Source organism: Spiroplasma endosymbiont of Seladonia tumulorum (assembly GCF_964020235.1).
Lineage (GTDB): Bacteria > Bacillota_I > Bacilli_A > Mycoplasmatales > Mycoplasmataceae > Spiroplasma.
Genome location: NZ_OZ026545.1, coordinates 1,170,756 through 1,194,166 on the forward strand (window position 1 = coordinate 1,170,756; position 23,411 = coordinate 1,194,166).

31 protein-coding genes, 2 pseudogenes and 1 riboswitch are annotated in these 23,411 nt (G+C 25.0%); of the genes and pseudogenes, 23 read left to right on the top strand and 10 right to left on the bottom strand.

Going from position 1 to position 23,411, the window contains the following annotated elements; genetic code table 4:
• Window positions 1-178: 178 nt before the first annotated feature.
• From sufC to AACL22_RS07485, 10 genes and pseudogenes are all read left to right on the top strand, one after another.
• Window positions 179-968, top strand: a pseudogene (sufC, locus tag AACL22_RS13825) (Fe-S cluster assembly ATPase SufC).
• 2 nt (window positions 969-970) lie between these two features.
• Window positions 971-1,126, top strand: a complete 156-nt coding sequence (locus AACL22_RS07440; protein ID WP_338990909.1) for a hypothetical protein — start codon at window positions 971-973, stop codon at window positions 1,124-1,126.
• Between the two features lie 65 nt (window positions 1,127-1,191).
• On the top strand, window positions 1,192-3,036 hold the full coding sequence (locus tag AACL22_RS07445; protein ID WP_338993038.1) for an aminotransferase class V-fold PLP-dependent enzyme: 1,845 nt from the start codon (window positions 1,192-1,194) through the stop codon (window positions 3,034-3,036).
• Complete coding sequence (gene sufU / locus AACL22_RS07450) at window positions 3,037-3,489, top strand: Fe-S cluster assembly sulfur transfer protein SufU (RefSeq protein ID WP_338990912.1); 453 nt, start codon at window positions 3,037-3,039, stop codon at window positions 3,487-3,489.
• Window positions 3,490-3,509: 20 nt separating this feature from the next.
• Window positions 3,510-4,924, top strand: a pseudogene (gene sufB, locus AACL22_RS13830) (Fe-S cluster assembly protein SufB).
• Window positions 4,924-5,475: a 5-formyltetrahydrofolate cyclo-ligase gene (locus AACL22_RS07465; protein WP_338990921.1), complete on the top strand. Its 552-nt coding sequence runs from the start codon at window positions 4,924-4,926 to the stop codon at window positions 5,473-5,475. Before sufB ends, AACL22_RS07465 begins: the two are co-directional and overlap by 1 nt.
• A 16-nt stretch (window positions 5,476-5,491) precedes the next feature.
• Window positions 5,492-5,875 (top strand): hypothetical protein, encoded by a 384-nt coding sequence (locus tag AACL22_RS07470; RefSeq protein WP_338990924.1) that lies wholly within the window; start codon window positions 5,492-5,494, stop codon window positions 5,873-5,875.
• Between the two features lie 70 nt (window positions 5,876-5,945).
• Complete coding sequence (locus AACL22_RS07475) at window positions 5,946-6,287, top strand: hypothetical protein (RefSeq protein ID WP_338990926.1); 342 nt, start codon at window positions 5,946-5,948, stop codon at window positions 6,285-6,287.
• Window positions 6,288-6,291: 4 nt separating this feature from the next.
• Window positions 6,292-6,481: riboswitch (cobalamin riboswitch) on the top strand.
• A 272-nt stretch (window positions 6,482-6,753) separates the two neighbouring features.
• Window positions 6,754-7,617 (top strand): hypothetical protein, encoded by an 864-nt coding sequence (locus AACL22_RS07480; RefSeq protein WP_338990929.1) that lies wholly within the window; start codon window positions 6,754-6,756, stop codon window positions 7,615-7,617.
• A gap of 28 nt (window positions 7,618-7,645) precedes the next feature.
• Entirely contained in the window at window positions 7,646-8,014 is a 369-nt protein-coding gene (locus AACL22_RS07485) for a hypothetical protein (protein WP_114565500.1), read from the top strand.
• Window positions 8,015-8,118: 104 nt separating this feature from the next.
• Here AACL22_RS07485 and AACL22_RS07490 read toward each other — a convergent pair whose 3' ends face one another.
• Window positions 8,119-8,460 carry a hypothetical protein gene (locus tag AACL22_RS07490; protein WP_338990937.1) on the bottom strand — a complete coding sequence of 114 codons (342 nt, stop codon included), beginning with the start codon at window positions 8,458-8,460 and terminating at the stop codon, window positions 8,119-8,121.
• Between the two features lie 253 nt (window positions 8,461-8,713).
• On the bottom strand, window positions 8,714-8,929 hold the full coding sequence (locus AACL22_RS07495) for a hypothetical protein (RefSeq protein ID WP_338990940.1): 216 nt from the start codon (window positions 8,927-8,929) through the stop codon (window positions 8,714-8,716).
• Window positions 8,930-9,316: 387 nt separating this feature from the next.
• On the opposite strand from AACL22_RS07495, the gene AACL22_RS07500 reads away from it, so the two are divergent.
• The 10 genes from AACL22_RS07500 (at window position 9,317) to rplA (ending at window position 15,184) form a co-directional block, all read left to right on the top strand.
• A complete protein-coding gene (locus AACL22_RS07500; protein ID WP_338990943.1) occupies window positions 9,317-9,997 on the top strand; it encodes a hypothetical protein in 681 nt (226 codons plus the stop codon).
• Between the two features lie 524 nt (window positions 9,998-10,521).
• Window positions 10,522-10,674 carry a hypothetical protein gene (locus tag AACL22_RS07505; protein WP_338990945.1) on the top strand — a complete coding sequence of 51 codons (153 nt, stop codon included), beginning with the start codon at window positions 10,522-10,524 and terminating at the stop codon, window positions 10,672-10,674.
• A gap of 6 nt (window positions 10,675-10,680) precedes the next feature.
• Window positions 10,681-10,884 (top strand): hypothetical protein, encoded by a 204-nt coding sequence (locus tag AACL22_RS07510; protein WP_338990947.1) that lies wholly within the window; start codon window positions 10,681-10,683, stop codon window positions 10,882-10,884.
• Window positions 10,875-11,096, top strand: a complete 222-nt coding sequence (locus AACL22_RS07515) for a hypothetical protein (RefSeq protein WP_338990950.1) — start codon at window positions 10,875-10,877, stop codon at window positions 11,094-11,096. Before AACL22_RS07510 ends, AACL22_RS07515 begins: the two co-directional genes overlap by 10 nt.
• A 260-nt stretch (window positions 11,097-11,356) precedes the next feature.
• Window positions 11,357-11,782 carry a hypothetical protein gene (locus AACL22_RS07520; RefSeq protein WP_338990953.1) on the top strand — a complete coding sequence of 142 codons (426 nt, stop codon included), beginning with the start codon at window positions 11,357-11,359 and terminating at the stop codon, window positions 11,780-11,782.
• Between the two features lie 613 nt (window positions 11,783-12,395).
• Window positions 12,396-12,632: a hypothetical protein gene (locus AACL22_RS07525; protein ID WP_338990956.1), complete on the top strand. Its 237-nt coding sequence runs from the start codon at window positions 12,396-12,398 to the stop codon at window positions 12,630-12,632.
• A 160-nt stretch (window positions 12,633-12,792) separates the two neighbouring features.
• Window positions 12,793-13,176, top strand: coding sequence for a hypothetical protein (locus AACL22_RS07530; protein ID WP_338990958.1), 384 nt, complete (start codon window positions 12,793-12,795; stop codon window positions 13,174-13,176).
• The gene (locus AACL22_RS07535) at window positions 13,107-13,757 is read left to right on the top strand and encodes a UPF0236 family transposase-like protein (protein WP_338990961.1); all 651 of its coding nucleotides are present in this window, start codon (window positions 13,107-13,109) and stop codon (window positions 13,755-13,757) included. Before AACL22_RS07530 ends, AACL22_RS07535 begins: the two co-directional genes overlap by 70 nt.
• Before the next feature lie 246 nt (window positions 13,758-14,003).
• Window positions 14,004-14,495 (top strand): 50S ribosomal protein L11, encoded by a 492-nt coding sequence (gene rplK / locus AACL22_RS07540; protein WP_422397483.1) that lies wholly within the window; start codon window positions 14,004-14,006, stop codon window positions 14,493-14,495.
• 2 nt (window positions 14,496-14,497) lie between these two features.
• A complete protein-coding gene (gene rplA / locus AACL22_RS07545) occupies window positions 14,498-15,184 on the top strand; it encodes a 50S ribosomal protein L1 (protein ID WP_338990966.1) in 687 nt (228 codons plus the stop codon).
• Between the two features lie 591 nt (window positions 15,185-15,775).
• Here rplA and AACL22_RS07550 read toward each other — a convergent pair.
• From AACL22_RS07550 to AACL22_RS07560, 3 genes are all read right to left on the bottom strand, one after another.
• A complete protein-coding gene (locus AACL22_RS07550; protein ID WP_338990969.1) occupies window positions 15,776-16,483 on the bottom strand; it encodes a hypothetical protein in 708 nt (235 codons plus the stop codon).
• Window positions 16,484-16,547: 64 nt separating this feature from the next.
• A complete protein-coding gene (locus AACL22_RS07555; protein WP_338990971.1) occupies window positions 16,548-16,772 on the bottom strand; it encodes a hypothetical protein in 225 nt (74 codons plus the stop codon).
• A gap of 17 nt (window positions 16,773-16,789) precedes the next feature.
• Entirely contained in the window at window positions 16,790-17,095 is a 306-nt protein-coding gene (locus AACL22_RS07560; RefSeq protein WP_338990973.1) for a hypothetical protein, read from the bottom strand.
• Window positions 17,096-17,185: 90 nt separating this feature from the next.
• Between AACL22_RS07560 and AACL22_RS07565 the strand changes: the two genes are divergently transcribed.
• Both AACL22_RS07565 and AACL22_RS07570 read left to right on the top strand, forming a co-directional pair.
• A complete protein-coding gene (locus tag AACL22_RS07565) occupies window positions 17,186-17,908 on the top strand; it encodes a hypothetical protein (protein WP_338990976.1) in 723 nt (240 codons plus the stop codon).
• A 467-nt stretch (window positions 17,909-18,375) separates the two neighbouring features.
• Window positions 18,376-18,921: a hypothetical protein gene (locus AACL22_RS07570; RefSeq protein WP_338990979.1), complete on the top strand. Its 546-nt coding sequence runs from the start codon at window positions 18,376-18,378 to the stop codon at window positions 18,919-18,921.
• Window positions 18,922-19,109: 188 nt separating this feature from the next.
• On the opposite strand, the gene AACL22_RS07575 is transcribed toward AACL22_RS07570, so the two are convergent.
• On the bottom strand, window positions 19,110-19,286 hold the full coding sequence (locus AACL22_RS07575; RefSeq protein WP_338990982.1) for a S1 RNA-binding domain-containing protein: 177 nt from the start codon (window positions 19,284-19,286) through the stop codon (window positions 19,110-19,112).
• A 325-nt stretch (window positions 19,287-19,611) separates the two neighbouring features.
• On the opposite strand from AACL22_RS07575, the gene AACL22_RS07580 reads away from it, so the two are divergent.
• The gene (locus AACL22_RS07580) at window positions 19,612-19,983 is read left to right on the top strand and encodes a hypothetical protein (protein ID WP_338990984.1); all 372 of its coding nucleotides are present in this window, start codon (window positions 19,612-19,614) and stop codon (window positions 19,981-19,983) included.
• Between the two features lie 97 nt (window positions 19,984-20,080).
• Here AACL22_RS07580 and AACL22_RS07585 read toward each other — a convergent pair whose 3' ends face one another.
• The 4 genes from AACL22_RS07585 to AACL22_RS07600 all read right to left on the bottom strand — a co-directional run bounded on the left by AACL22_RS07585 (window position 20,081) and on the right by AACL22_RS07600 (window position 23,195).
• Complete coding sequence (locus AACL22_RS07585; RefSeq protein WP_338990985.1) at window positions 20,081-20,983, bottom strand: hypothetical protein; 903 nt, start codon at window positions 20,981-20,983, stop codon at window positions 20,081-20,083.
• 254 nt (window positions 20,984-21,237) lie between these two features.
• The gene (locus AACL22_RS07590; protein WP_338990986.1) at window positions 21,238-21,834 is read right to left on the bottom strand and encodes a hypothetical protein; all 597 of its coding nucleotides are present in this window, start codon (window positions 21,832-21,834) and stop codon (window positions 21,238-21,240) included.
• 120 nt (window positions 21,835-21,954) lie between these two features.
• Window positions 21,955-22,188, bottom strand: coding sequence for a hypothetical protein (locus tag AACL22_RS07595; protein WP_338990363.1), 234 nt, complete (start codon window positions 22,186-22,188; stop codon window positions 21,955-21,957).
• Window positions 22,188-23,195: a hypothetical protein gene (locus AACL22_RS07600; RefSeq protein ID WP_338990989.1), complete on the bottom strand. Its 1,008-nt coding sequence runs from the start codon at window positions 23,193-23,195 to the stop codon at window positions 22,188-22,190. The genes AACL22_RS07595 and AACL22_RS07600 overlap by 1 nt, the downstream gene beginning before the upstream one ends.
• Between the last annotated feature and the right edge of the window lie 216 nt (window positions 23,196-23,411).

Here is a 23,411-nt window from a genome sequence, read left to right on the forward strand (position 1 = left end):
TTTTATTTTTGTACTTTTTGATAAAAAATACTAACTTTATTATATTAAAAAAATATAATAAAGTCTACTTTTATTGTACAATAAAAGTAGACTTTATTAATTAAAAAATAAAGATAATTTCACTTCGGGACTAATATAATACATATTTCAAAGGAGGGGCTAAAGTGAAAAAAATGAAATCAAAGATTTATTTGTTTTTGCTGATAATGATATTATTTTAAATTGTTTAAATTTAACTGTTAATGAAATTCATGCTTTAATGGGGCCTAATGGAAATGGAAAATCAACTTTATTATTAACAATTATGGGGCATCCTAGTTATACTGTTGAAAGTGGGGATATTTTAATTGATGGGGAAAGTATTTTAAACAAAACGGTTGATAATCTTGATCAACTAAATTTTTTGCAATGCAATCACCAGTTGAAATTTCTGGAGTTTTAAATTTAGATTTTTTAAAAGCAATTATTAATGCTCATCATGATTCACCAATTAAATTACCAGAATTATACCAAGATATTAACCGTAATATTAAAAATTTAAAAATTGATGATAGTATGATTCGTCGTTATTTAAATACTGATTTTTCAGGGGGAGAAAAGAAAAAAATGAGATTTTACAATTAAATTTATTGAGCCCATCTTTAGCTTTAATTGATGAAATTGATTCAGGTTTAGATGTTGATGCTTTAAATGTTGTTAGTACTGAGTTAAATAAAATGCGAAATAAGCATTTTGCTGCAATTATTGTGTCCCATTATGATCGCTTTTTTAATTTAGTGCAACCAATACATGCTCATGTTATTGTTAAGGGTAAAATTGTTAAAAGTGGAGATTATAATTTAGTTAAAAAAATTAACGAAGAGGGATACGAATGATTATTACAAGAATTAGATTTAACAGTAGAAAATAAACAAAGGAGTGTTAAACCTTTAGCGGGAATTGGGTGTGCTGCTCAAAAAGGTAAGTAAAAATGCAAGTTTTAATGAATGAACAAAAACTTATTGGTGACAATTTTACTATTGATGCAACAATACCCAAATTAACATTTACGAATAATAAAGCTGGTGAAGTTATTAATATTAATTTTGCTACTAATCTTGTTAATGAAACTTTTTTGTTTTTTTAAATTTAACTTCAGAAGTAACAATTAACTACAATATTCCTGCTAATAGTCAAATTAATATTATTAATATTTACAAAAATAGTGAATGTGAACAAATAGCTAATCTTTTTTATAACTTATTAGAAAAAGCACAAGTTAATATTTATCACTTAAATATTGTTAATAGTAGTATTACTGAGAACATTACCTTCAATTTGCGAGGTAAACGTAGTGCTATTAAATATTATTTGGCAAGTCTGTCAACACATGAATATCATAAAAATGCGATTATTTATGCTCATCATTTAGCCCCAGCAACCGAAAGTGAAATTAAAACTTACTCAATTGCAAAAGATAATTCATTACAAACTGTTAAATGTACTAGCCATATTAAAAAAACAATGGGTAAATCAGAAGCTCATCATGAATTACGATTACTAGTTTTTGATAAAACTTCAAAAGCAATTTCTGATCCGATTTTGTTAATTGATAAAAATAATATTAAAGCAAGTCATGCTAATGTGGTTGGGATGCTAGACCCAGAGCAAATCTTTTATTTACAAACAAAAGGTTTGACAATAACGCAGGCTCGAAAATTAATTTGTATGGGTTATTTTAAAAATGTGATTGATGCAATTGAGGATGAGGAATTACAAAAAAATATTATTGATGAAATTGATTGATACAGAAATTGGAGAAAAACGATGATTGATTATAGAGAAATTAAAAAACAATTCCCTTTTTTAAAAAATAATTCTGAGCAAATTTTTCTTGATAGTGCTGCTACTAGCTTAAAACCACAAGTTGTTATTGATGCTATTAATGATTATTATACAAATTATGGAACTAATCCGCATAATACTGATAGTGATTTAGGATATAAAACAAATGTTCAATATGAACTTGTTCGTCAGAAACTTCAGCATTTTATTAATGCTAAAAAGGTTTCAGAAGTTATTTTTGTCCCTGGAGCAACTTATGGATTAAACCAAATTGCATATGGTTTAAGTTCAAAGATTACAGCGGGTGATGAGGTTCTAATTACAAAACAAGAACATGGTGCAAATATTTTACCATGATATCGGATGGCACAAGAAAAAAAAGCAGTTGTTAAGTTTTTACCAGAAATAAATTTTCAAATTGATTTAAAACAATTAGCAACAGTTATTACTGCCAAAACAAAGATTGTTTCTTTTGCTAATGTGCCAAATATTTTAGGGTATGAAAATGATCCAACATCAATTGTTACAATGATTAAAAAAATTAATCCGGAAATAATTGTTGTGATTGATTGTGCACAGGGTGTTATTCATATGCCGACTGATGTTCAAAAGTGAAATGCTGATTTTATTACTTTTTCAGCCCATAAAATTTTTGGTCCAACTGGAATTGGGATTTTATGAGGAAAAGAAGAATTATTGCTACAATTACAGCCGTTAATTGTTGGCGGTGGTATGAATACTCGAATTGATAGTAATGGTTTAGATTATAGTTTAAAAAAATTACCAGACCGGTTAGAAGCGGGTTCAGCTAATATTGCTGATATTTTTGGTTTTGGAGCAGCAATTGATTTTGTTAATAGCCTTACTTTAACAGAAATTATTAAATATAATCATCAGTTAAAACAATATGCAATTCAACAGTTTAATAAAAAATTAAAAGATAAAGCAATAATTTATAATCCTGATAGCAAGGGACCAACATTAGTTTTTAATATTAAAAATGTTTTTTGTCAGGATGTTACAATGCATTTAGGAAGCCGCAATAAGATTACTGTTCGGAGTGGTGATCATTGTGCGCGGTTAATTGGTACTGTTATTCCAGAGAAAAATACAATTAGAGCTGGTTTTTCAATTTATAATAGTTATGAAGATATTGATTTGTTAGTATCGGCACTTGCAAATGAGAAAGATTTTTTAGGAAGGTTGGTTTAAATGGAATTTAATAAAAATGACCCAATGTTTTTACGACAAATTATTATGGACCATTATTCAGAACCACAATACAAAGGTTTAACAAAGAAACCAACAGTTTATTCAATTCATCAAGCTTCTGAATCATGTATTGATGATATTTATTTAGAATTAATGATTGAAGGGAATAAAATTATAAGTGTTCGGTTTGACGGTGTTGGTTGTGCAATTTCAACAGCATCAAGTGACATTATGGCGCAAGAACTAGAAGGAAAAACAATGAAGGATGGTTTAGCAATTATTGAAAATTATTTAGCAATGGTTTTTGACAAACAATATGATGAGAACAAGTTAAACGATTTAATTGCTTTTATTAATATTGCAAAACAACCTAATCGAATTAAATGTGCAACAATTGGTGTTACTGGTTTTCAAACATTATTATTAGATTTATTAAAAACAGATAATGATTAATGCCAAAGGAGGTCTTATTAATGCCAAAATTAAAGCAAGAAAAAGAAATTAAAGAAATTTCTAGTTATAAATATGGTTTAAATGATGGAGATATTTCTTACTATAATACTGGGAAAGGTCTTAATGAAACAATTATTAATGAAATTTCAGATCATAAAAATGAACCAGATTGAATGCGAGAATATCGGTTACAGTCATATCATAATTTTTTAAAAATAAAAAATCCAAGTTGAGGGCCAAACTTAGAATTTATGGATTTTAATGAGTATATTTATTATATTAAACCAACAGAACATATTGTAACAAAATGAGATGAGGTTCCTGAAAAAATTAAAAAAACCTTTGACCGGTTAGGTTTACCAGAAGCCGAACGTGAATATTTAGCTGGAATTAAAGCTCAATATAATAGTAAGCCAGTTTATGGAAGTATGTTAAAAGAAGTTGAAAAAAAAGGAATTATTTTTTTAGATTGTGATACCGCATTACGTCAACATCCAGCGTTATTTAAAAAATATTTTGGAACATTAGTACCAAATACAGATAATAAATATGCTGCTTTAAATGGAGCTGTTTGATCAGGTGGATCATTTATTTTTGTTCCAAAGGGAGTTAAATTAGAAAAACCATTGCAGGCTTATTTCCGGATTAATTATCAGAATAGTGGTCAGTTTGAACGCACATTAATTATTGTTGATGATGATGCAGAATTACACTATATTGAAGGATGCACAGCACTAATTTATTCTCGTGATTCTCTTTACATGCTGCTATTGTTGAAATTTTTGTGGGAAAAAATGCAAAAATGCGTTATACAACTGTTCAAAACTGGAGTGATAATGTTTTAAATTTAGTAACAAAGCGTAGCATTGTTGATGAAAATGGTCAAATGGAATGAATTGATGGTAATATTGGATCAAAAATTAATATGAAGTATCCGAGTGTTATTTTAAAAGGAAATAATAGTAAAGGACAATGTATTTCAATTGCGGTAGCAAAGGAAAATGTTATTCAAGATGCTGGTTCAAAAATGATTCATTTGGGAAAAAATACTTCTTCTAAAATTATTTCTAAATCAATGACTTTTAATGGTGGGACAGCAAACTATCGTGGGTTAGTTCATATTGGACCAAAAGCACAGTATTCAAAAGCTGGGGTTGAATGTGATACTCTAATTCTAGATGGAAAATCACATTCCGATACAATTCCTCAGAATAAAGTTTATAATAATGAATCACAAATTGAGCATGAAGAAACAGTAAGTAAAGTTTCTGAGGAACAATTATTTTATTTACAAAGTCGCGGTTTATCAGAACAAGAAGCTTTGGAAATGATTATTATGGGATTTTTAGAACCATTTACAAGAGAATTACCAATGGAATATGCAGTTGAATTAAATCAGTTAATTAAAATGGATATGGAAGGTAGTGTTGGTTAATGATAATTCTTGCTAAACAAGAAATTCGACAAGAAAAATTGCTTGTAAGAAGCAAGATTTCATCTGAGTTACGACAGCAAAAAGAAACTCAGATTTTTAATACTTTTTTTCAACATCCGGGTGTACAAAATAGTAAAACAATTGCTCTTTATTATTCAATCAAAAATGAAGTTAATACTATTTTTATTATTAAACAATTATTTGCATTAAAAATTAATGTTTTATTACCACGAATGGATGGTAATAATTTAAAATTTTATCATATTACCAATTTAACAACTGATTTAGAATTTAATTCACGTTTTGGTCTTTATGAACCATTAAATTCATTGCCAATAATTGATGCAGAAAAAATTGATGTTCTTGTTGTTCCAATCGTTGCTTTTGATCAAAACAATTTTCGATTAGGATATGGGAAAGGCTATTATGATCGGTTTTTAAAAAATTATTATCATCTTGTGATTGGGTTAGCATTTATTGAACAGTTAGTGCCAACCCCTTTGCCAGTTGAAGAACACGATGTTAAAATAGAAATTATTATTAGTGCATAAAAATTAAGGAGTCAGAATGAACTTACCATTATTACGTGTTGTTAGTAAATATTGATTTACATCATGACATACTTATTTAGTAACATTTGTTTTACCAGTTATTTTATATTTTATTAGCATTCGTGTGACTAATATGTTTAATAGTAATGCTAGTTATTTATCGTTACCAGGGTCAATTTTATTAGTGGGGGTTCTTAGTGGTATTCTTGATTTAGCAATTGCTTTTTATGAATTTCGAAAAACTACTTTTGCACGCCAATTGCATTTATTAAAAGCTTCAATTTATCAATTAATTTTAGTTTTAATTGCTGCAATTAATTTAATTATTAGTTTAATTGGTTCACTTTGGTTATTTTTAATTGCTTTTTTTAGTTATGGTGAAGGAATTTATATTGAATAAATTAATTGACTTGCATTATTTTGAGCAATTATATTAAGTTCTTTTTTAACATCTTTAATTGGTATTTTAATTGCGCTTTTTTAAATGATTTAAAGGTTATTTTAGTGGTAGCAATTTTATTTTTTTATTATTTGCTTTTTTATCGGGATTATTTTTTCCAATTGGTGTTGTGCGTAGTGACAAATTTTTAAATATTATTGGTTACTTGTTGCCGTTAAGTTATCCATCATCAATTATGGGTAGTGCTTGTTTTTGAAATGTTCCTGCGTGAATTTTAGACTCTAATTTATATCCTAATTTAACATATTTTTCTGATTTACATAATATTTGACTACCTTTGCTAGTTAGTTTAAGTTGAAGTTTTACTTTTTTTATTTTTATTTTTGTTATTAATTATTATAAAGATAACTAAAAAATGTGGTATGATAATTTTAGACAATTTAATAAATAGTTATTTAGAGTTAGGGAATTGAGTGCGAATCTTGAGCTGTCCCAGCAACTGTGATATTGACGAAAGCCACATTAGCCACTGAAAGGAAAACTTTTGGGAAGGCGGTTAGTAGGATGAAATTAAACCAGTAGACCTTTCTAAATTTAATTAGTCTTATTATATAACTCCTGGGTGTGAGTCATGTAATTATTTTGTAAATAAATAATTTAGTGATTGTTATATAAAAAACATGTTGGGGAATGTTTTTTAATTTACTGCAACTAGAATTAAATTGTTCATTGTTAATTTGCTAGAAAAAAATAAGAAAATGAAAAAAATATTATTACTATTCCTAAGTTCTATATTTTTTTCACCAACATTAACAACAATTTCTTGTAAAAATGTTGATCAATCGCTTTCCTATTGTGATCCAAATTGAATTTATCAAATGAAGACAGAGGAAAATGAAGAATTTTCAGTTGGTTATAATAATTATTATTTACCAACTACATCAAGTACCTTCCAACAAAAAGATTGGTTAGATCTTAATCAAGAAGCACATATTTATCTTTATTTTAAAAATGTTGTAAGTCTTGATGAAGTAATGCAAAAATTACAGTTTGGTGATACTGCTTATATGCAAGATGTAACACATCTTTATGAGCCAATAACATTTGCAAAAACTTATGATGATAATGTTTATATTTCTAATTCCTTTTTGACGCAAAATACCCCTGTTAATTGTTATACAATAATGGCACAAGATAAATGAAAAGATCTTAAAAATAATAAAAATATGAAGCAACTAAATGACCGATTTCAAAAAGAGTTTGAACAATGAGGAACAATTCGTGATTCTCATCCAGTGCAAGAAGTGGATGGAAAACAATTTGTTTGATGAAATTCTAACCGTTGGGATGTTTTATTGCAGACGGAAATCCAGAAGGCAATATATGGAGTTTGAAGTAGCACTGAAAATAAAATTCAAGTGGGAATGAATATTCCATTAAGCCTTGTTAGTAAAGGCTCAATTAGAGTGTCAAAAACTAAGGCTCAAAGTGTATTTCGAATAGATCTAAATTATCAAGAAGATTGAATAAATAATAGTTTTAATAAAATAAAATACCGATTACCCCACTGAGGTTTTTATTTTAAAATCATTGGTGAAAATAAGACCCAATATATTTCACCACAACTAATTCCTGCAATTAATAATACTTTTCGTGTGACTGATGTTTTGACATATTTAACATCGCGAAATTGAAATTCTTTTAATAATAAAGGTTATAAAAATGCCAAAATAATTTCATAATTTTATTGTATAATTATTTATAATTATCTTGGAAGGAGATGAAATTATTAAGACATTAACATGACCAAAAATTTTAATGTTTATTGGCGCAGCTTGAATTATTATTATTGGCATTTTATTCGCTGCTGGCGTTCCAACAAAAACTTCAATTTACGGATGAGACACAAGTTGACCAGTTTTATTGCTTTTAGGAATTTTGTATATTTTAGTTCCGCTATCAGTTAAACCAGGCTTTTGATCATTATTATGAGCACTTGCCATTACTGGTTTAGCAGTAATTTTCTTAGTTGGATTTTTTGTAAAAGCAGATTATCAATCACCCTGAACGTATTTAGGGGCCATTCCTAATCTTTTTATTGGAGTTGGAGCATTAGGATGGATTTTTGTTCACGAGTAAAAATTTAATGCTATTAAGAAATGATATTAAAATTATTTTAATATCATTTTTTTATTTATAAATAAACTTTATAGTAATAAAACAAAAAGAACAAAATCATTGTTCTATTTTTCTTGTTCAAGTTCTTGATTTTGTTCGGTTTGATTAAATTCTGTATAAATTTTTTGAATATCTTTTATTCTTTGTGGTTTAGGAATTGGATTAATTTTTGTCGCAGGACTGTTAATGTTATTTGTTGATATGTGTAATTGGATTGGCACAAGTCTACCATTTTTATCAATCATCTTTTGTAATTCTGCTTGTCCTGTTTGGGGCAAAGAAATTTGATGTTTTTTCCCTTCTCTTGAAGCATCTGTAGTAATTGAACTTCATTCATTTATTACATTTTCATTAATTCCCATTTGTTTTCAATTTTTTGTTACATTTTTGCAAGTAAAACTTGCCATTTTTTCAGATTCTTTTTTATTAAAGCCAAGTGTTGTAAAAAAAAGAATTAAGACCTTTTAAAATGATTTATATATTTTTTTAGATGGTTTTTCATTTCTGATGTAAATTCCATATTAAAATTTCCTTATTAGATTTAATTATTAATTAAGCCATTTATTTTAAAAATATTACATTTTCAAAATCATTTACAATATTTACCTTATCATATTTATTTAAAATTAACAATATTTTTTAATTAATAATTGTTTTTATCTATTGTTTTCGTTGGCATAAATAAAACTCACCGCTACTATATTTTAAAATTAACTTTAAGAAGTTAACAATTATCAAAGCTCCAACACTTATTATGTCCAAAATTGCTCCAATTTTACATAAATCTGACAAACAAGCACTATTATTTTCTATTTTAGAATTAGTTCTTTCTTTTTCATTATTGTATTTATATGAAGTTATGTTATTAGTTGTCATTTTTCCTCTTTTTATAATTTTTTATATATAATTTAATATAATTCAAAAGCATTATTGTTTACAGTAAAAAGTTTTCATATTTTTTAAATGACATAAATATTTATAAAGAAGATATTTAATAATTTAAAAAATAAAGAAATTAAACAACTTTCTTATTTTTTTTGTTATTTAATTTAAATTTATAAATTAGATAACAAAATGTTTGGAATTTATAGTATATTAACAATTAAGTAATAATATATGAAAGACCAAATTATGTATAAATTACATTAAATGTTATGTAAACACTATATAATATAATAACAATTATCAAGATAAGAAAACCTATTAGTTTAATAGTCACATAATATTATTTGAATTAAATAATGAGTAAGGAGAAAATAAAATATGAAAAAAATATTTAGTTTATTAACTTTTATTTTTCTTAATGGAGCGGTAATGCCCTTGATAGGTGCTATACAATATGACATTCGAGAAGAACGTGACAGAATACAACAAGAACGAGATAGAAGAAGACAAATTAAGTTAGAAGAAGAAATGAAGAATTATATAGCAATGATAAATAATGTTAATCTTGGTGTTATTAGGCACAATAATAAACAATCTATTTTTGAAAACTTACCAAAAAAATATCCAAGATATGCTAATTTTACTTTAAAGATAAAAATTCCAATAAATAACTATGATTATTCAAATGAACATTATTGAGCATTTGTTAGTTTTAAAAGCTTTACGACTAGACAAAATGAGGATGCTTTAACAGCAAAAGTAATTTTTAATACCGAAGATAATTTATCTCAAAAAATAAAGACAATTTTAGAAAATCAAGAAATACAAAATTGAGTAAATGATTTTAGACAATTTTCAGATAATGTTAAATTCTTAATTGATACAGTTATTTCTAAGCTTGATTATAATGCTGAAATTCTTTGAGTGTTTAATACTATCGAAACTTTAAAAACTTATTTACGAGAGTTTACTAATATTATTAACATAATTAAAATTCAATTGCAGTTAAAAAAATTTATTATTGAAAATCAGATATTGAGCAAGAAATTAATCAATTAAAACAACAAATAAAAAAATATCAAGATAATTTAGATTTAATACGTAATCGTTCGCATTCTAATAACAATTTTAATGTGTTAACAGATTGTAGTAATTATGGGTTTTAAACTGCTAGTGTTTTAGGAATTTCAGCAGGTCTTTCGTTATTATTTTCCCCTCTTGCCGCCACTATTGCCTTTCTTAACGCTATTTCAGCTGGAATTACTAGTACAATTCCTTCAACATGTAGTATTCCTGAATAAGGGCGAGTAAAAAAAGATACGGGTTTTTTTAAAAAGGGAAAATCCGTTTTTATTTGTTAAAAACAAGCTTGTTTATTAAACTTTTAATTAAATTTATTAAATTAACAAAAAAGTTAACAAATGTTTTTTTAGTATGCTTTTTTCTACTAACACCAACATGTTAATTAACAAGTTAATAAACAAGTTAAATAATGTGTTCAATAACATGTTTAAAAACACTTTATTAACAACAGACTGGAGGTTTTTAAAATTGAATATAGTCAAAAACTTGCATATGTTTATATGAATAAAAATTATATACGAGATGTAAAATTTGATACTTTTAATTGTAAAAACTGCGTTTCGCCAAAAACTTATGGTGCGAGCTGATTACAGCCAAAAAAATTAATTTGACCGGGTAAATTTCCTAATCAGGTAAGATTAGGTATTTATTAAAATCAATTGTATGAAGAGTTTATTTTTAAAAATAATAAAAAAATTATTACTTGTCATATTTTAGGTTCTGAATTAAAAAAACTTATTGAGAAACAAGCAAGAGGTAATCAGTCGGCATATTCACGGCAAATAAATGACCTAGAAAAAGAGTCTAATAAAAATAATACTGAACCAATAAATTTTAATGAGAATGATATTTTATGGGATTAGCTAAAAATTTAGTATATGCAATATATGACATAAATGATGATTTAGTTGGTATTTATGAATCAGTAGAAGATGTAGTAATTAATTATTATCAGGTTAGTCCAGATAATCCGCTTTTTGAAATTAAAAAAAAGTATGTTTATCAAGTTGTTTATCGTACAAAAAAACAGTTTCATACACAAAATATTAAAATTTATTGTTATAAGGAGGAATAAAAGTGGAATCAAAACATTTTTTTGGTTAAAAGCATTAGAAAAAAATATAAGGATAATGAAATTATTTCTAAATTAGAAAATATTTGAAAAGAATTCAAGAACCAAATGTTAGAGGTACAATAAAATTAAATTATAAAGGAAATATAAAAATGTCAGAACATGAATTAGATGCTTGAAAACATTTACAATATTTTCTAAAAAAGGAGTCAAATAAAAATGCCAAGAGTTCAAAGCAATTTAGTTAATAAAAAAATAAACCAGTGACTGAAAAGAAAACAACTATTACAAAAAATGCTGTTAGCTCTACGATTAAAAAGAATGTGACAAAAAAAGAAATTGTAGAGAAAAAACGAGAATGAATAAATAAAATAATAATTGACGTTAAAATTTATTCTGATCCTATAAAAACTAAGATTGTATCCAAAACAGCTGGTGGTGTAGAAATTGATGCGGGTTTTGCAGGATGTAGTTGATCCGGAATGAATTATACTACTTTATCAATATATGAACCGAATTTATTATTAACTTTTTTAAAATTAAGAAAAGATGACGAAATTAGAGTAACTGGTAGTATTTGAAATACTTTAAATAAAGTAACAAAAAAATATTTTCATTGTATTAGAGTTGAAAAATTTGAAATTATTAAAAAAGTACCGAGAACTCGTTCCAAAAATAATCAAAAATAAATTTATAATATATAATTTAACAGTAGCAGTAATGTTACACCCTAAATGAAACAACTTCTTTAAATCAGGAGTTTTTATAAAAAATGCGGATTGTGTTCTGCATTTTTTATTTTTGCATTATACAATCATCAATGAAAAAAGGAGGAATTTAAAAAATGGCAGTAAAATATGTTTTAGTTGATGACAATAATCAAGCTATTTTAAATGATGATGGTAGTTTAGCTATTTAAAATGCAGAATTTGTTTTTGCAAATCAAGAAGAATTAGATGCACATAATGCAGAACTTATAAAACTAAAATCAGAACAAGAACAAAGAATTAGCGAATTAGTTACACTTTCTGAAAAACAAGCCGAAGAGTTAAAAAGAATTGATATTTGAAATTTTATTGATTCATTAACTTTTGATGAAGAAATTAGAAAAGTTTTAAGCAATACAAATTATGATATTAAAGATGATGTTGCTGTAATTAAAGCTAAGTTAAAATCTGATTATCAAGATTTAATGAAATTAAAACCAGTAAATACTGGTGGAGTACCAACAAATAAAACAGATGAAAATAAAATTATTGATACTGACAATGTATTTAATAAATAGAAAGAAGGAAGTAAATTATGGCACAAAATCCACAAAGAATATTCGGCGATATTGTTAATCAAGCAACACAAAAAGATTGTGAATCATTTGACCAATGATATTTACAAACTTATCAACAAAAATTAAGTTGAGAAGCTTTATTTGCTTGAAAAGATGCAAGTAAATTTAGTTTTACATATAAAATAAAGAACAAGATAATTTTATTGACTCTTTTTTTGCTAATAAATATGAAGAAAGTAAAACTTTATTTATAAAACATATTAAAAACCTTGATGATGAAATATTTTCTAAAAAAGAATATAAGAAAGATGGATGATTCGTAAAAGAAAAACGATCTAGAAAAATAGTTGATGAATGAGGAGAATTAATTTATCTACGAAGAATTTATCGTAGATAAAATAAAGAAACTAATTCATGAGAAAAAAAGCATTTGTAGATGAAAAAATAGGAGTTTTAAAATATCAAACATTAACTTTAAATTTAGAATTAAAAATATTAGAATTATCTGAGGGAAAAAGACAAAAAGATATTTTACATTGTTTTCCAAACATAAACTTAACTAGAATGACAATTTCAAATGTTATTAGAAAATATGATATTGAGTATTTTAGTAGTCATTTATTTAATGAATTTGAAAAGATTAAGTTAGAAGAAAATTCATGTCTTTATATTTTTATGGACGAAGGTTTTGTTTCATTAAAAGAAGAAAAACAAATTAAATATTTTAGATGTCGGATTACAACATATTTAATACTGGTTTTAATTTTAAAAAATGTAAATATAACAGAAAAGTATTAGCAAATAAAAGAGGTTTTGTTATATTAAAAGAACAAAAAACAGGTGAAATTAATACCGAAGATTATGTTCAAAGAATATTAATGGAATTAGAAAGATATTATATTTTACCTGAAAAATTTAAAATTATTGTTGGTGGTGATGGTGACGGTTGAATTATACAAACAGCTTCTTTTTTAGGAACTAAGTATGTTTTAGATCGATTTCATTTTTCGAAAGAATTAAAAAGAGCTTTTTTAAAAGGAAGAAAAACCGAAACAAAAACAAATATTTATAATGAATGTTATAATTTGTTTATTAATGGTAAGTATGATAAATTATTAAAAATTGCTAATTCTTATCACAAAACTGAATTAGTTAGATATATTAAAAATCATAGTAAAGGCATTAAAAACCAAAAATTAGAATATAACATTGGTGTTTCAGCTGAGAGTGATATATCTTGATTTCTTAAATCAACTTTGGGGTATGGGGCAAAAGCCTACGCATATAAAACATATAAAAATTTACTATACTTAAAATTAGCAAAAATAAATAAAATTGATGTAATAGCAAATATTAAGAATTTTTATACTTTTAAATAATTAAAATAAGGTAAATTTAAAAATTTATTACTTTTTGGTCGTCTTATTAAAATAATGTGTTAATATAAATTTAACAAATAAAGAGGGGTTGTTTCATTTAGGAACAATAATTAATCCTTAAAAGAAAAAACCCGTATTTAATTTACTCACCCCTTGAATAAAATAAAGTTTTTTTTTTTTTTTTTTATTGTTATAATTAATTAGGCATTTATTCTATTATTTAGAATATGCTTTAATGTGGTAGTAATGGTAACATTACGTTTGGACCACAGCGAGAATTTAATTAAAAGGAGGAAATTGCTCGTGGCAAGAATTACAAGAATAGCAAAATTAGAATTTCAAGCAGGACAAGCAAAACCAGGGCCAGAATTAGCTTCATTAGGAATTAATATGCCTCAATTTTGTACACAGTTTAATGATGCAACAAAAGAACGAATGGGTGATGTTGTTCCAGTTGTTATTACTGCTTTTGATGATAAGACATTTAAATTTGAATTAAAAACAACACCAGCAGCGATTTTATTAAAAAAAGCAGCAAAAATCCAAAAGGGATCAGCAAAGGCAAAAAATGAAAAGGTAGCAACAATTTCAGCTGATGAAGTTCGCAAAATTGCGGAATATAAACTTGTTGATTTAAACGCAAATGATGTTGAAGCAGCAATGCATATTATTGAAGGAACTGCTCGTAATATGGGGATTGTTGTTGAAGGTATGCCAAGTAAGAAGAAGAAAAACTAAGAATGGCAAAATTTGGTAAAAAATATAATAAAGTTGCTGAATTAGTTGATAAAAATAAAGTATACCCAATTGCAGAAGCAATTGAATTAGCAAAACAAACTGCAACAACAAAATTTGACTCAACCGTTGAAGTTGCCTTTAATTTAAACGTTGATCCACGTCATGCTGACCAACAAATTCGTGGAGCTGTTGTGTTACCAAAAGGAACAGGAAAAATACAACGAATCTTAGTTTTAACAAAAAGCAAGGAAGCTGCTGCTTTAGCAGCAGGTGCTGATTTTGTTGGTGGTAAAGATTTAATTGAAAAAATTCAAAAAGAAAACTGATTTGATTATGATGTTATTATCGCAACACCAGATATTATGGCAGAATTAGGAAAAATTGGAAAATTATTAGGGCCAAAAGGATTAATGCCGAACCCTAAAACAGGAACAGTTACTCTAGATGTTGTTAAAGCAATTGGCGATGTTAAAAAAGGAAAAGTTGAATATCGTGTTGATAAAAATGGAAACATTCATTCAATTATTGGAAAAGCATCATTTAAAGTTGAAGATTTAAAAGCTAATTATGATGTAATTTATGAAACAATTCGTAAGGCAAAACCAGCGGCTGTTAAGAGAGCATATATTAAAAATATTGCTATCACAACAACAATGGGACCAGGAATTAAAGTTTTAATTGAATTATAAAAAAGAAAAAAAGATTAACAATTGTTAATCTTTTTTTCTTTTTTTGTTTCTTTTTAGTTCTTAACGAAAATAATACTAGATAACTAACTAAAGTTGAAACGCCATAAATTCCAATGCCTGAAAAGAGTACTAATAATGGTGCTAAAACTGGATGAAAATAGGGGTTTAAAATTTTGCAGCTATTTCATCACATTATTCTTCCATCTGTTGGAGCATAACCATGACATTCAACATATATCACTAGTCTGGTTCATGAAAATATAATATATAAAATTGGCAATATTAAACTAAAGTAATTGATTCTTTTAATAAAATATTTAAAATCATGTTGTTCATAATATGAAAAAATACCAAATAAGATAAATGCAATAATTGGGTAGTATTCATTATTCTTAGGTTTTTAATAAAATTAAGTAATTAGAAACAAATTAAGTTTCGTTTATAATTGAATGATAACAAAATTTATAAAAAATTCAACTTTTTTTAAAAATATAATTTTTAGTTGAAAAAATAATTTATAAATTTATGAATTTTGACACACTAAAAAATACTTTTTAAAGTTATTGCTAATTTTAAAAGGTTTTTATTTTTTTATAAAGATAAAAATTGATTTTGAAATTGATTTAAATTAAATATATTAAATTCAATTTTTTCTTTATTATTTTTATTAGTTTTATCAACTTTCTCATCATTAATTTGATTATTAAGTCTTAACATAGAAGCAATTAACATATTGATAAATATTTCTTTACAATATATTTTTGCGCCACGCCCTTTAACAGCCTTAATATAATGCGATACATCACCCTCAACATGACAACCAATATTGTATTCTAATGATTGATTTACAATACCTTCTTCATTACTTTTAATTAATTCAATGGTTTCTAATAAAAATATTTTTTTATTACCATTAACATATGGTAAATGACATATTAAAAAATCTAATAATAATTTATAATTTCCAGTAAAGAAATATATTTTTGCTAATTTATATTTTATTCTATGAATTTTGATTCTATTTCGATTTGGGAATAATTGTTTAAATTTATTTGATAAATGAAATTTATCTAAACTATATGATACAGTGTTATTTTTATATTTTGCTTTTACTGCTCTATAAATTTTTTTAATTTGTTTTTCACCATCACTTAATATTAATATTTTAGTATTTTGATTAATATCATAACTATACATTGATTTAAAAATTTTATCAATAAAATTATCAATATTAGATTTATTATTTTTATTCTTATGATTTTTATTCATCATTTGAAAAACGCCTTTTTTCTTTTTCATTTTTATTCTGGTTTTTGTTGACTTTTCTTGATCAACACCGACATGCATAGTCGCAAGAAATATTTTATTTTCAATTTTTTTCTCGCATTGGTTCAAAAGCTCCGTCAATTTGAATATATAAAACATTATTTGGAATTTTAATTTTATTGTTATTTTTATTACTAATGTAATCGGTTTCTTCTAAATCGGCATTTTTAAAAATATTAGATATTGTTCTTTCACTAATATTTGCATTCTCTGTTGTATGTAAAATATCTTTATATCTTTTTCCATCACCTATAAAAGACATATATTTATTTTTTAAATTTATTTCAATTCTTTTGTATTTTTTTTTAAACCTAATTCTTCATCTAAAGGATAACGATTTATATTTTCTTTTTTTTCTTCATCATATTTAACATATAATCTTCTTTTAATAGGAATATCTCCATATTCTGTTTTAATTGTTTTTGGCAATTTTGATATCACCTTATATCCTTGTAATATTTGTCCGTGTTGATATAATTTAAATATCTCATTATCTCTTTCAATCAAGAAATTTTTAGTTTCATTGTTTGTTTCTATTATTTTATCTTTTTTATAATCTTCTAATAAATTTTGTTTTAATTCCATTTTATAATTTCCTTTCATATAAACAAATTATTTTAAAATATGATACTCAATACTTCACATAATCTTATCAAAAAAAGAGGCTATTTAAAAATGCAGGATTTTACCAAAATTAATAACAAAAAACGGATTACTAGTTATAAATATTTAAATAAAAAATATGATTTGAATTTTAGTGACTATAATTTTGGTTTTGATTGAGAAGTATTTAAAGACTTTGTTGGTGATAGTTATGCCCGATATTTTACTTCACCAACTTTTTTTAAGTTTGTTTCAGCGGGGCGTGGTACTAATAAGACATGAAATCACATAGCAGAAAAATTATTTTTTACTTGTAATTTTACTGATGCTTCATCTAACATTTTACGAAGATATGCCAATACCCATGAAGATACTACATTTGGCGATACAATTAATGTATGTAATTATTTATACGATAAATATAGGATTGATATAGGACCCGACAATGAAAATGGCATTGTTTGACCTAAAAATGTTAAAGAAGGTGGCGAAATTGTTTTTCCTAGTGGTGTGAGAATTGCTTTTGCAGGTTATGCTAATGGTAATAAAATTATAGGAAAAGTTGGTAAAGGTAGTGGTATTATATCAGCGTGAACAGATGAAATGATACATGCTGAAGAAAAAGAAATTTTAACTGATAAAGAATTAGATAAACGTTATAATAATTTGCGAATTTCCATGTTTAGATCAAAAAGCTTAAAAGTATCTTATGAAAAATATACTGATGAAAATGATAATGAACAATATAATTTAGATAATCCTATTCCAGTAAAAGAATTATCTTGGACATTTTAAGAATGAGACAACATAGCAAAACAATACATAACAGTAATAACATATTTTCATAAAACATATTCTAATCAATTTACTTTTAATCCTTTTGATAAATACCATGTCTTTTATGAAAAATTTGTAACCCCATATTTACCCTTAAATGAAAGAATTAAAAATATTTTAAAAGAACACAATCAAGTATATTCAGAAAACAAACAAGCATTTAATGGTTTGGGTATTTTTAATTTACGATTAACAATGGGTGCTGTTTGAAATAAAATACCTGATATTACTAAAAACTTGTTTTAACAAACAAACAAGAGCAACCTGATTTATTTGAACTTGAATACTACGGATTTGAATATAACGATAATGACCCCAGTATTTATGTTTTACGAAATTATCGTAAATATATTAAAGAGTATAATTTACAAGATTTTTATAATTCCAATACAAAACAGTATCAATTTGATAGTTATTCAATTGGTGTGGATTATGCTAATGGTAGCGAAGACCACACGGTGTTTTTATTTAGTGGTTATAAAATTAATGAAAATAATGAATATGATAAATATTTAATTGAAGAAAATGTTGTTACACCAAAAAACGCAATGAATTTAAATGAAATAGTTGAACATTACGGGCAATGAATAATTAATACATTTGATAAATTTGATGGTTTTGAATATGCTACATTTCATTATGATATTAATGCACACGACTTTATGCAAAAATTACAAGAAGATATTTTCCCTTATTTAGGCTATAAAATTAAGATGTTTAAAGCAAAAAAACATCAGACATCTCTTAATAAAGAAGCAGGTATAATCAATCGCGTAACCTGAATAAGAAAAATGTTTGTTCAAGGTAAAATATATGGCATATTAGATAACTTCCCATTTTTAGATAAGTGCATTAGTGAACTAAGATTTAATGATACCAAAACAAACACACCCGATAGTAAAATGTACCATGACCCATATGATGCTTTGTTTTATGATTCTTATCCATATCGTTTTAAAATGGGAATATAAAAAAGGTTTTAAAAACCTTCTAAAATTTATAAATTTTATTTACTTTTTATTTATTAAATAATTAGTATTTAATGATTTTTCTAAACTAGGTGATTTTTCTTGTATTTTATTACCATCATCATTTTTCAATAGTTCAAGATGACAATTTTTATAACTTAATTTAAGATGTTTTCTAACTAAATTAAAATCTAGTATCTCAACTTCAATTTCATCACCAACATCAAAAAACCTCTAATATCTCTAACAAAGTAATCTGAAATATCACTAATATGAATTAAACCATCAGCCTTTTCTGCTCTACAAAAAGCACCATAAGGTATAATGTTTGTTATTTTAACATTAACTTTATTTCCTTTTTTATACATAAAATTAAATATACTTCCTTTCTTTAAATGCTTTAATTATATCATTAAGACTATAAAAATCATTTGCAGGAATTGGACGAGCGGTTGATTTTCTTAAATTTTTGTGATAAAATGACTGACAAGTTAAAAAAAGTTTTAAGGTTCTTTCAAACAAATTTGGGAACCTTTATAAAATTCTTCGCTTAACGCTTAGAATTTTTCCCAAGTATTTTGAAAAGCGCGGCAAAAGTTTTTTAAACTTTAAGTAATTTTTCATAAAATTATGAAAATCACCGCGAGCCCAGATTGATTAAAAACTTTAAATAATATTGAAAGGATAATTATTATGAAGTTGTTGAAATTAGTTAAAAAACATAAAATAATATCAATATATATAATATTATTTACCATTTTCATTTTATGCATGATTGTATTAGCTACACTTACTGCAATTACTCATGAAAAAGACAAAAAATATAGAACTTTTTTTGAAAGAGATAATACTACAATAGTTTGTAATAAAGGTGAAAAAATTGGAAAAATGAAAATAAGATACAAAACAAAAGATAATAAAAATTTACAAAAATATACAATAAAACTTTATTGTACAAACAATCCAATTGTTGAAGGAAGTTACCCTGATAAATTATATTCTATTGCCTTAGGAGGATTTTTCAATAAATTTGAAAAAAAATGAATTTATATAGTTTTAATATAGATACATGAAATTCAGATGTTTATTCAAAAGAATGAGATAGAAAATATCCTGATGATTATTTCATAAATTAAAAAAGTCATTTTAATAAATGACTTTTTTACATTTCTATTGTAACTAATGATAATTTTTCATTGTTTTTATTAAATAATTCTAAATTATTAATATTAATTTGTTCTTTTTCAGTAAAAATTGTAATATCATAATCTCCATAACCTCATATTCCTGATATTTCAATTTTGCTTAAAAAATTAATATTTTGTGAAAAAAGTATTTTAATATTATTTTCAACAAAATTATTAATTAAATTTAATCATTCTGATTTTGAATATATAATGCTTTCTTTATGAAAATCAAATAATTTTTCTAAACATATTTCTAATTTATTATTAGAAATAATTAAATTAGTTAAGTATTTGCCATATTCTCCATCTGATAGTTTAATTTCTGCCGGAATAAGTGAAGGAATATTATTTGTTTCTAATTCGTTTGTTATTGATAATCAATTAAAAAAATTTGTTTCTAATTGATAAACTTTATTTTCTGAAATATTATTATTTATATTTTTTAAATTATTTAATTTTATATTTTCTATATTAATATTTTTTAAATCAGAAAAATTAAAATATGATGATTTTAATTTAACTCTGCAATCTTCAAATATTCAGTAATCTTTTTCTGATTCATTTGGTATTGAAACTAGTTCAAAATAATACGGAGCAATTAATTTAATATCATCATTATAACCTTTATTTACTGCCATATTACTATATACATAATTTGACAACATGTATACAATTTGTTTAAATCTTTTTACTGCCCTATCATTAAGATAAGATGGGTTTCTAAATTTTCATTCTTCAAATAAACCATCAATAACATTTTCTGGTTTTTGTCCTTCAAATTTTTGGCGTAATTCAGCAATTTTATTTATAGGATTTCCTTTTTCATCATATTTAGCACCTTCAAATTTTCTATCATAATTATATCTATAAGTTAGCATTTTTTTCAATACATCTGCTAAATTACCTTTTACAGGTGCTTGTTTAAATTCTAAAACAACATTACCATAATTATTATCATTATTATTTCCAATTGTTGATACTCATTTTGCAACATCACGAGTACCAATACCAGTACCTAATGAATAATTTGCTACTTGAACATAATCATTATCTTTTATAGTTATTTGATTACCTTCTGGTCAGTTTGGTTTTGGGGCTTCTGAAGGAAATGTTGCACTAGTTCCAGCAAAATTTATTTTTCCACTAGCAATTCTAACATTATTAAATACTTTTTTTGTTTATTATATGGTAAATCATCTATACTAGTTAAAATTAAACAATCCTTTTCCTCAATATAATTTAATGCAATTACTCATGATAAAAAACTATATCCTAATCAATATTGAAATATTCGTACATTAGGTTTTGTTTCAATTGGCATTGATAGTAAGGGTACTAAGTTAGCATTTTGAATAATTGATTGTGGATAAGAATAAACACCATTCACATTGCCTCAGCATTTAATATTTCCAAATAACATTGATTTAGGATATTTAATTTCAATTCCAGTAAAGACAGTATCTTCGGGTAATGATTTATGTAATACTAAATGAATACTATTTTGATTTTTTCATTTAAAGTCAGTTATTTTAACTAAATGAGTAGATTTAATAATATCAACACCATCAGGTGAATAAGGGCGTTTGTATTCTTCAATGATATAACATTCATTTTTGTTGTCTTCGGTAATTGGTTCATTAATAGATACTATTTTTAAGTCATAGGATTCTAAAAATTTTTTGTCTTGTTTTGAAATATCATTAATTAAAATATCTTTTTCATCAATCATTACATAACTTGTGCTATTATCTTGGACTGTGGTATTTTGTTGAATTTGTAATTTAAAATTAAAATCACTAATTTCATAACCAGTTATTTTAATATATTCATCTTTGTCAATAAAACTTATTTAAACGCTATTTTGAGAGTAGTTTAAGATTGGTTTTTGCTTTGTCTTAACAAGATTATTAATTTTATAAATATAAAGGGTTCTAGCACGGTCTTCACTAAATAATTGTTCTAAATCGGGGTCGCTATACTGTGATTGAATAGCAAAATCTAACGGAATACTATCAATTGAATAATCAATTAGTTCATCATTTTCTGCTAATTTTGCTAACATTTTTTCAGATGGTTTTAACATTATTCTTGTTCTCCTTCTTCATTAGGAATATTGATAATAGTTTCGTTGTTTTTTAATTGTCTGTTTAAAGTAGCATTTACTGGTAAGCGAACATCAACAATTAACTCATCAATATTTTTAATATTGAATGTTCTACTATTTAAAACAGCATTATCATATTTAATTAACTTAATAATAAATTCAGTTAATTTAATCTCTCTAATGTATATCATTTGTTCGTATGATGCATTTGTTTGAATATTTACACCAGCAACTTCTGCCTGAGTTTGTTGGGCTCCCTTAGCAATTGTGGGAACATGATGACGATTTATTTTATAGTAATTAGTTAATAATCAATCATATATTTTAGTTAATTGTTCACCTTTAAAATTACCAGCGATATAGTCTACTGGTTGAAAATTACTATCAGGGTCTCCTTCAACTAATAACAAGTCATTTTCAATAAATGAAGCCAACATTTTACTAATTTCTTGGTCAACAACACCAGTCACGCCGTTAGTATTAATAGTAAATTTACCACTATTTAATAATGGGTCCAACATTATCTTTTCAGCAATAATATCTAAAATACTAGCAAATTGTTTACCATAACGAGCAGAAGGTTCGAAATTAGGGTTATTAGGAATAATTTCAATTGGTATAAAATCAATTGGTAATATTTCTTCTCTTTGCAATGTTGTATAGTTATTTCATTTAGCATCATCAATATATAAGTCGGTAATAGTGCTGTATAATCGTGTTTTTAACTTTCTAATAACTTTTACTTGTTTAGTTACATAATTAATTTCTAATTTTTCAGTAATAAAAACACTCTGGTCATTTTTAATATAAGAGTCATAATCAAAAGTACACGATACTAGATTACCTAATTCATCATACTGGTCATTATAAAAATCAATGGTAATAAAATTAAGTTTTGAATTATTAGCAAAAATAAAATATGCACCTGTACCATTCTTATTAATTTTATATTCGTTATATCAATTCTTATTAGTAAAGTCTTGCATTTTTAAAAAGTTATTAATTAATTTAGTATCTATCTGTTTATTATTAATTGGATTATAAATGCTAATTTCTAAATCACGTGGATTTAAAAAATTAGCATTATCTTCAAAAATTCTTTTTTCTAAAATTTCATTATGTTTTTGAACAGTAACATTTTTACGATTAGTAATCGTTGATGCTAAATTAAGATAATAACTATCAATATAATCCTTTATAAC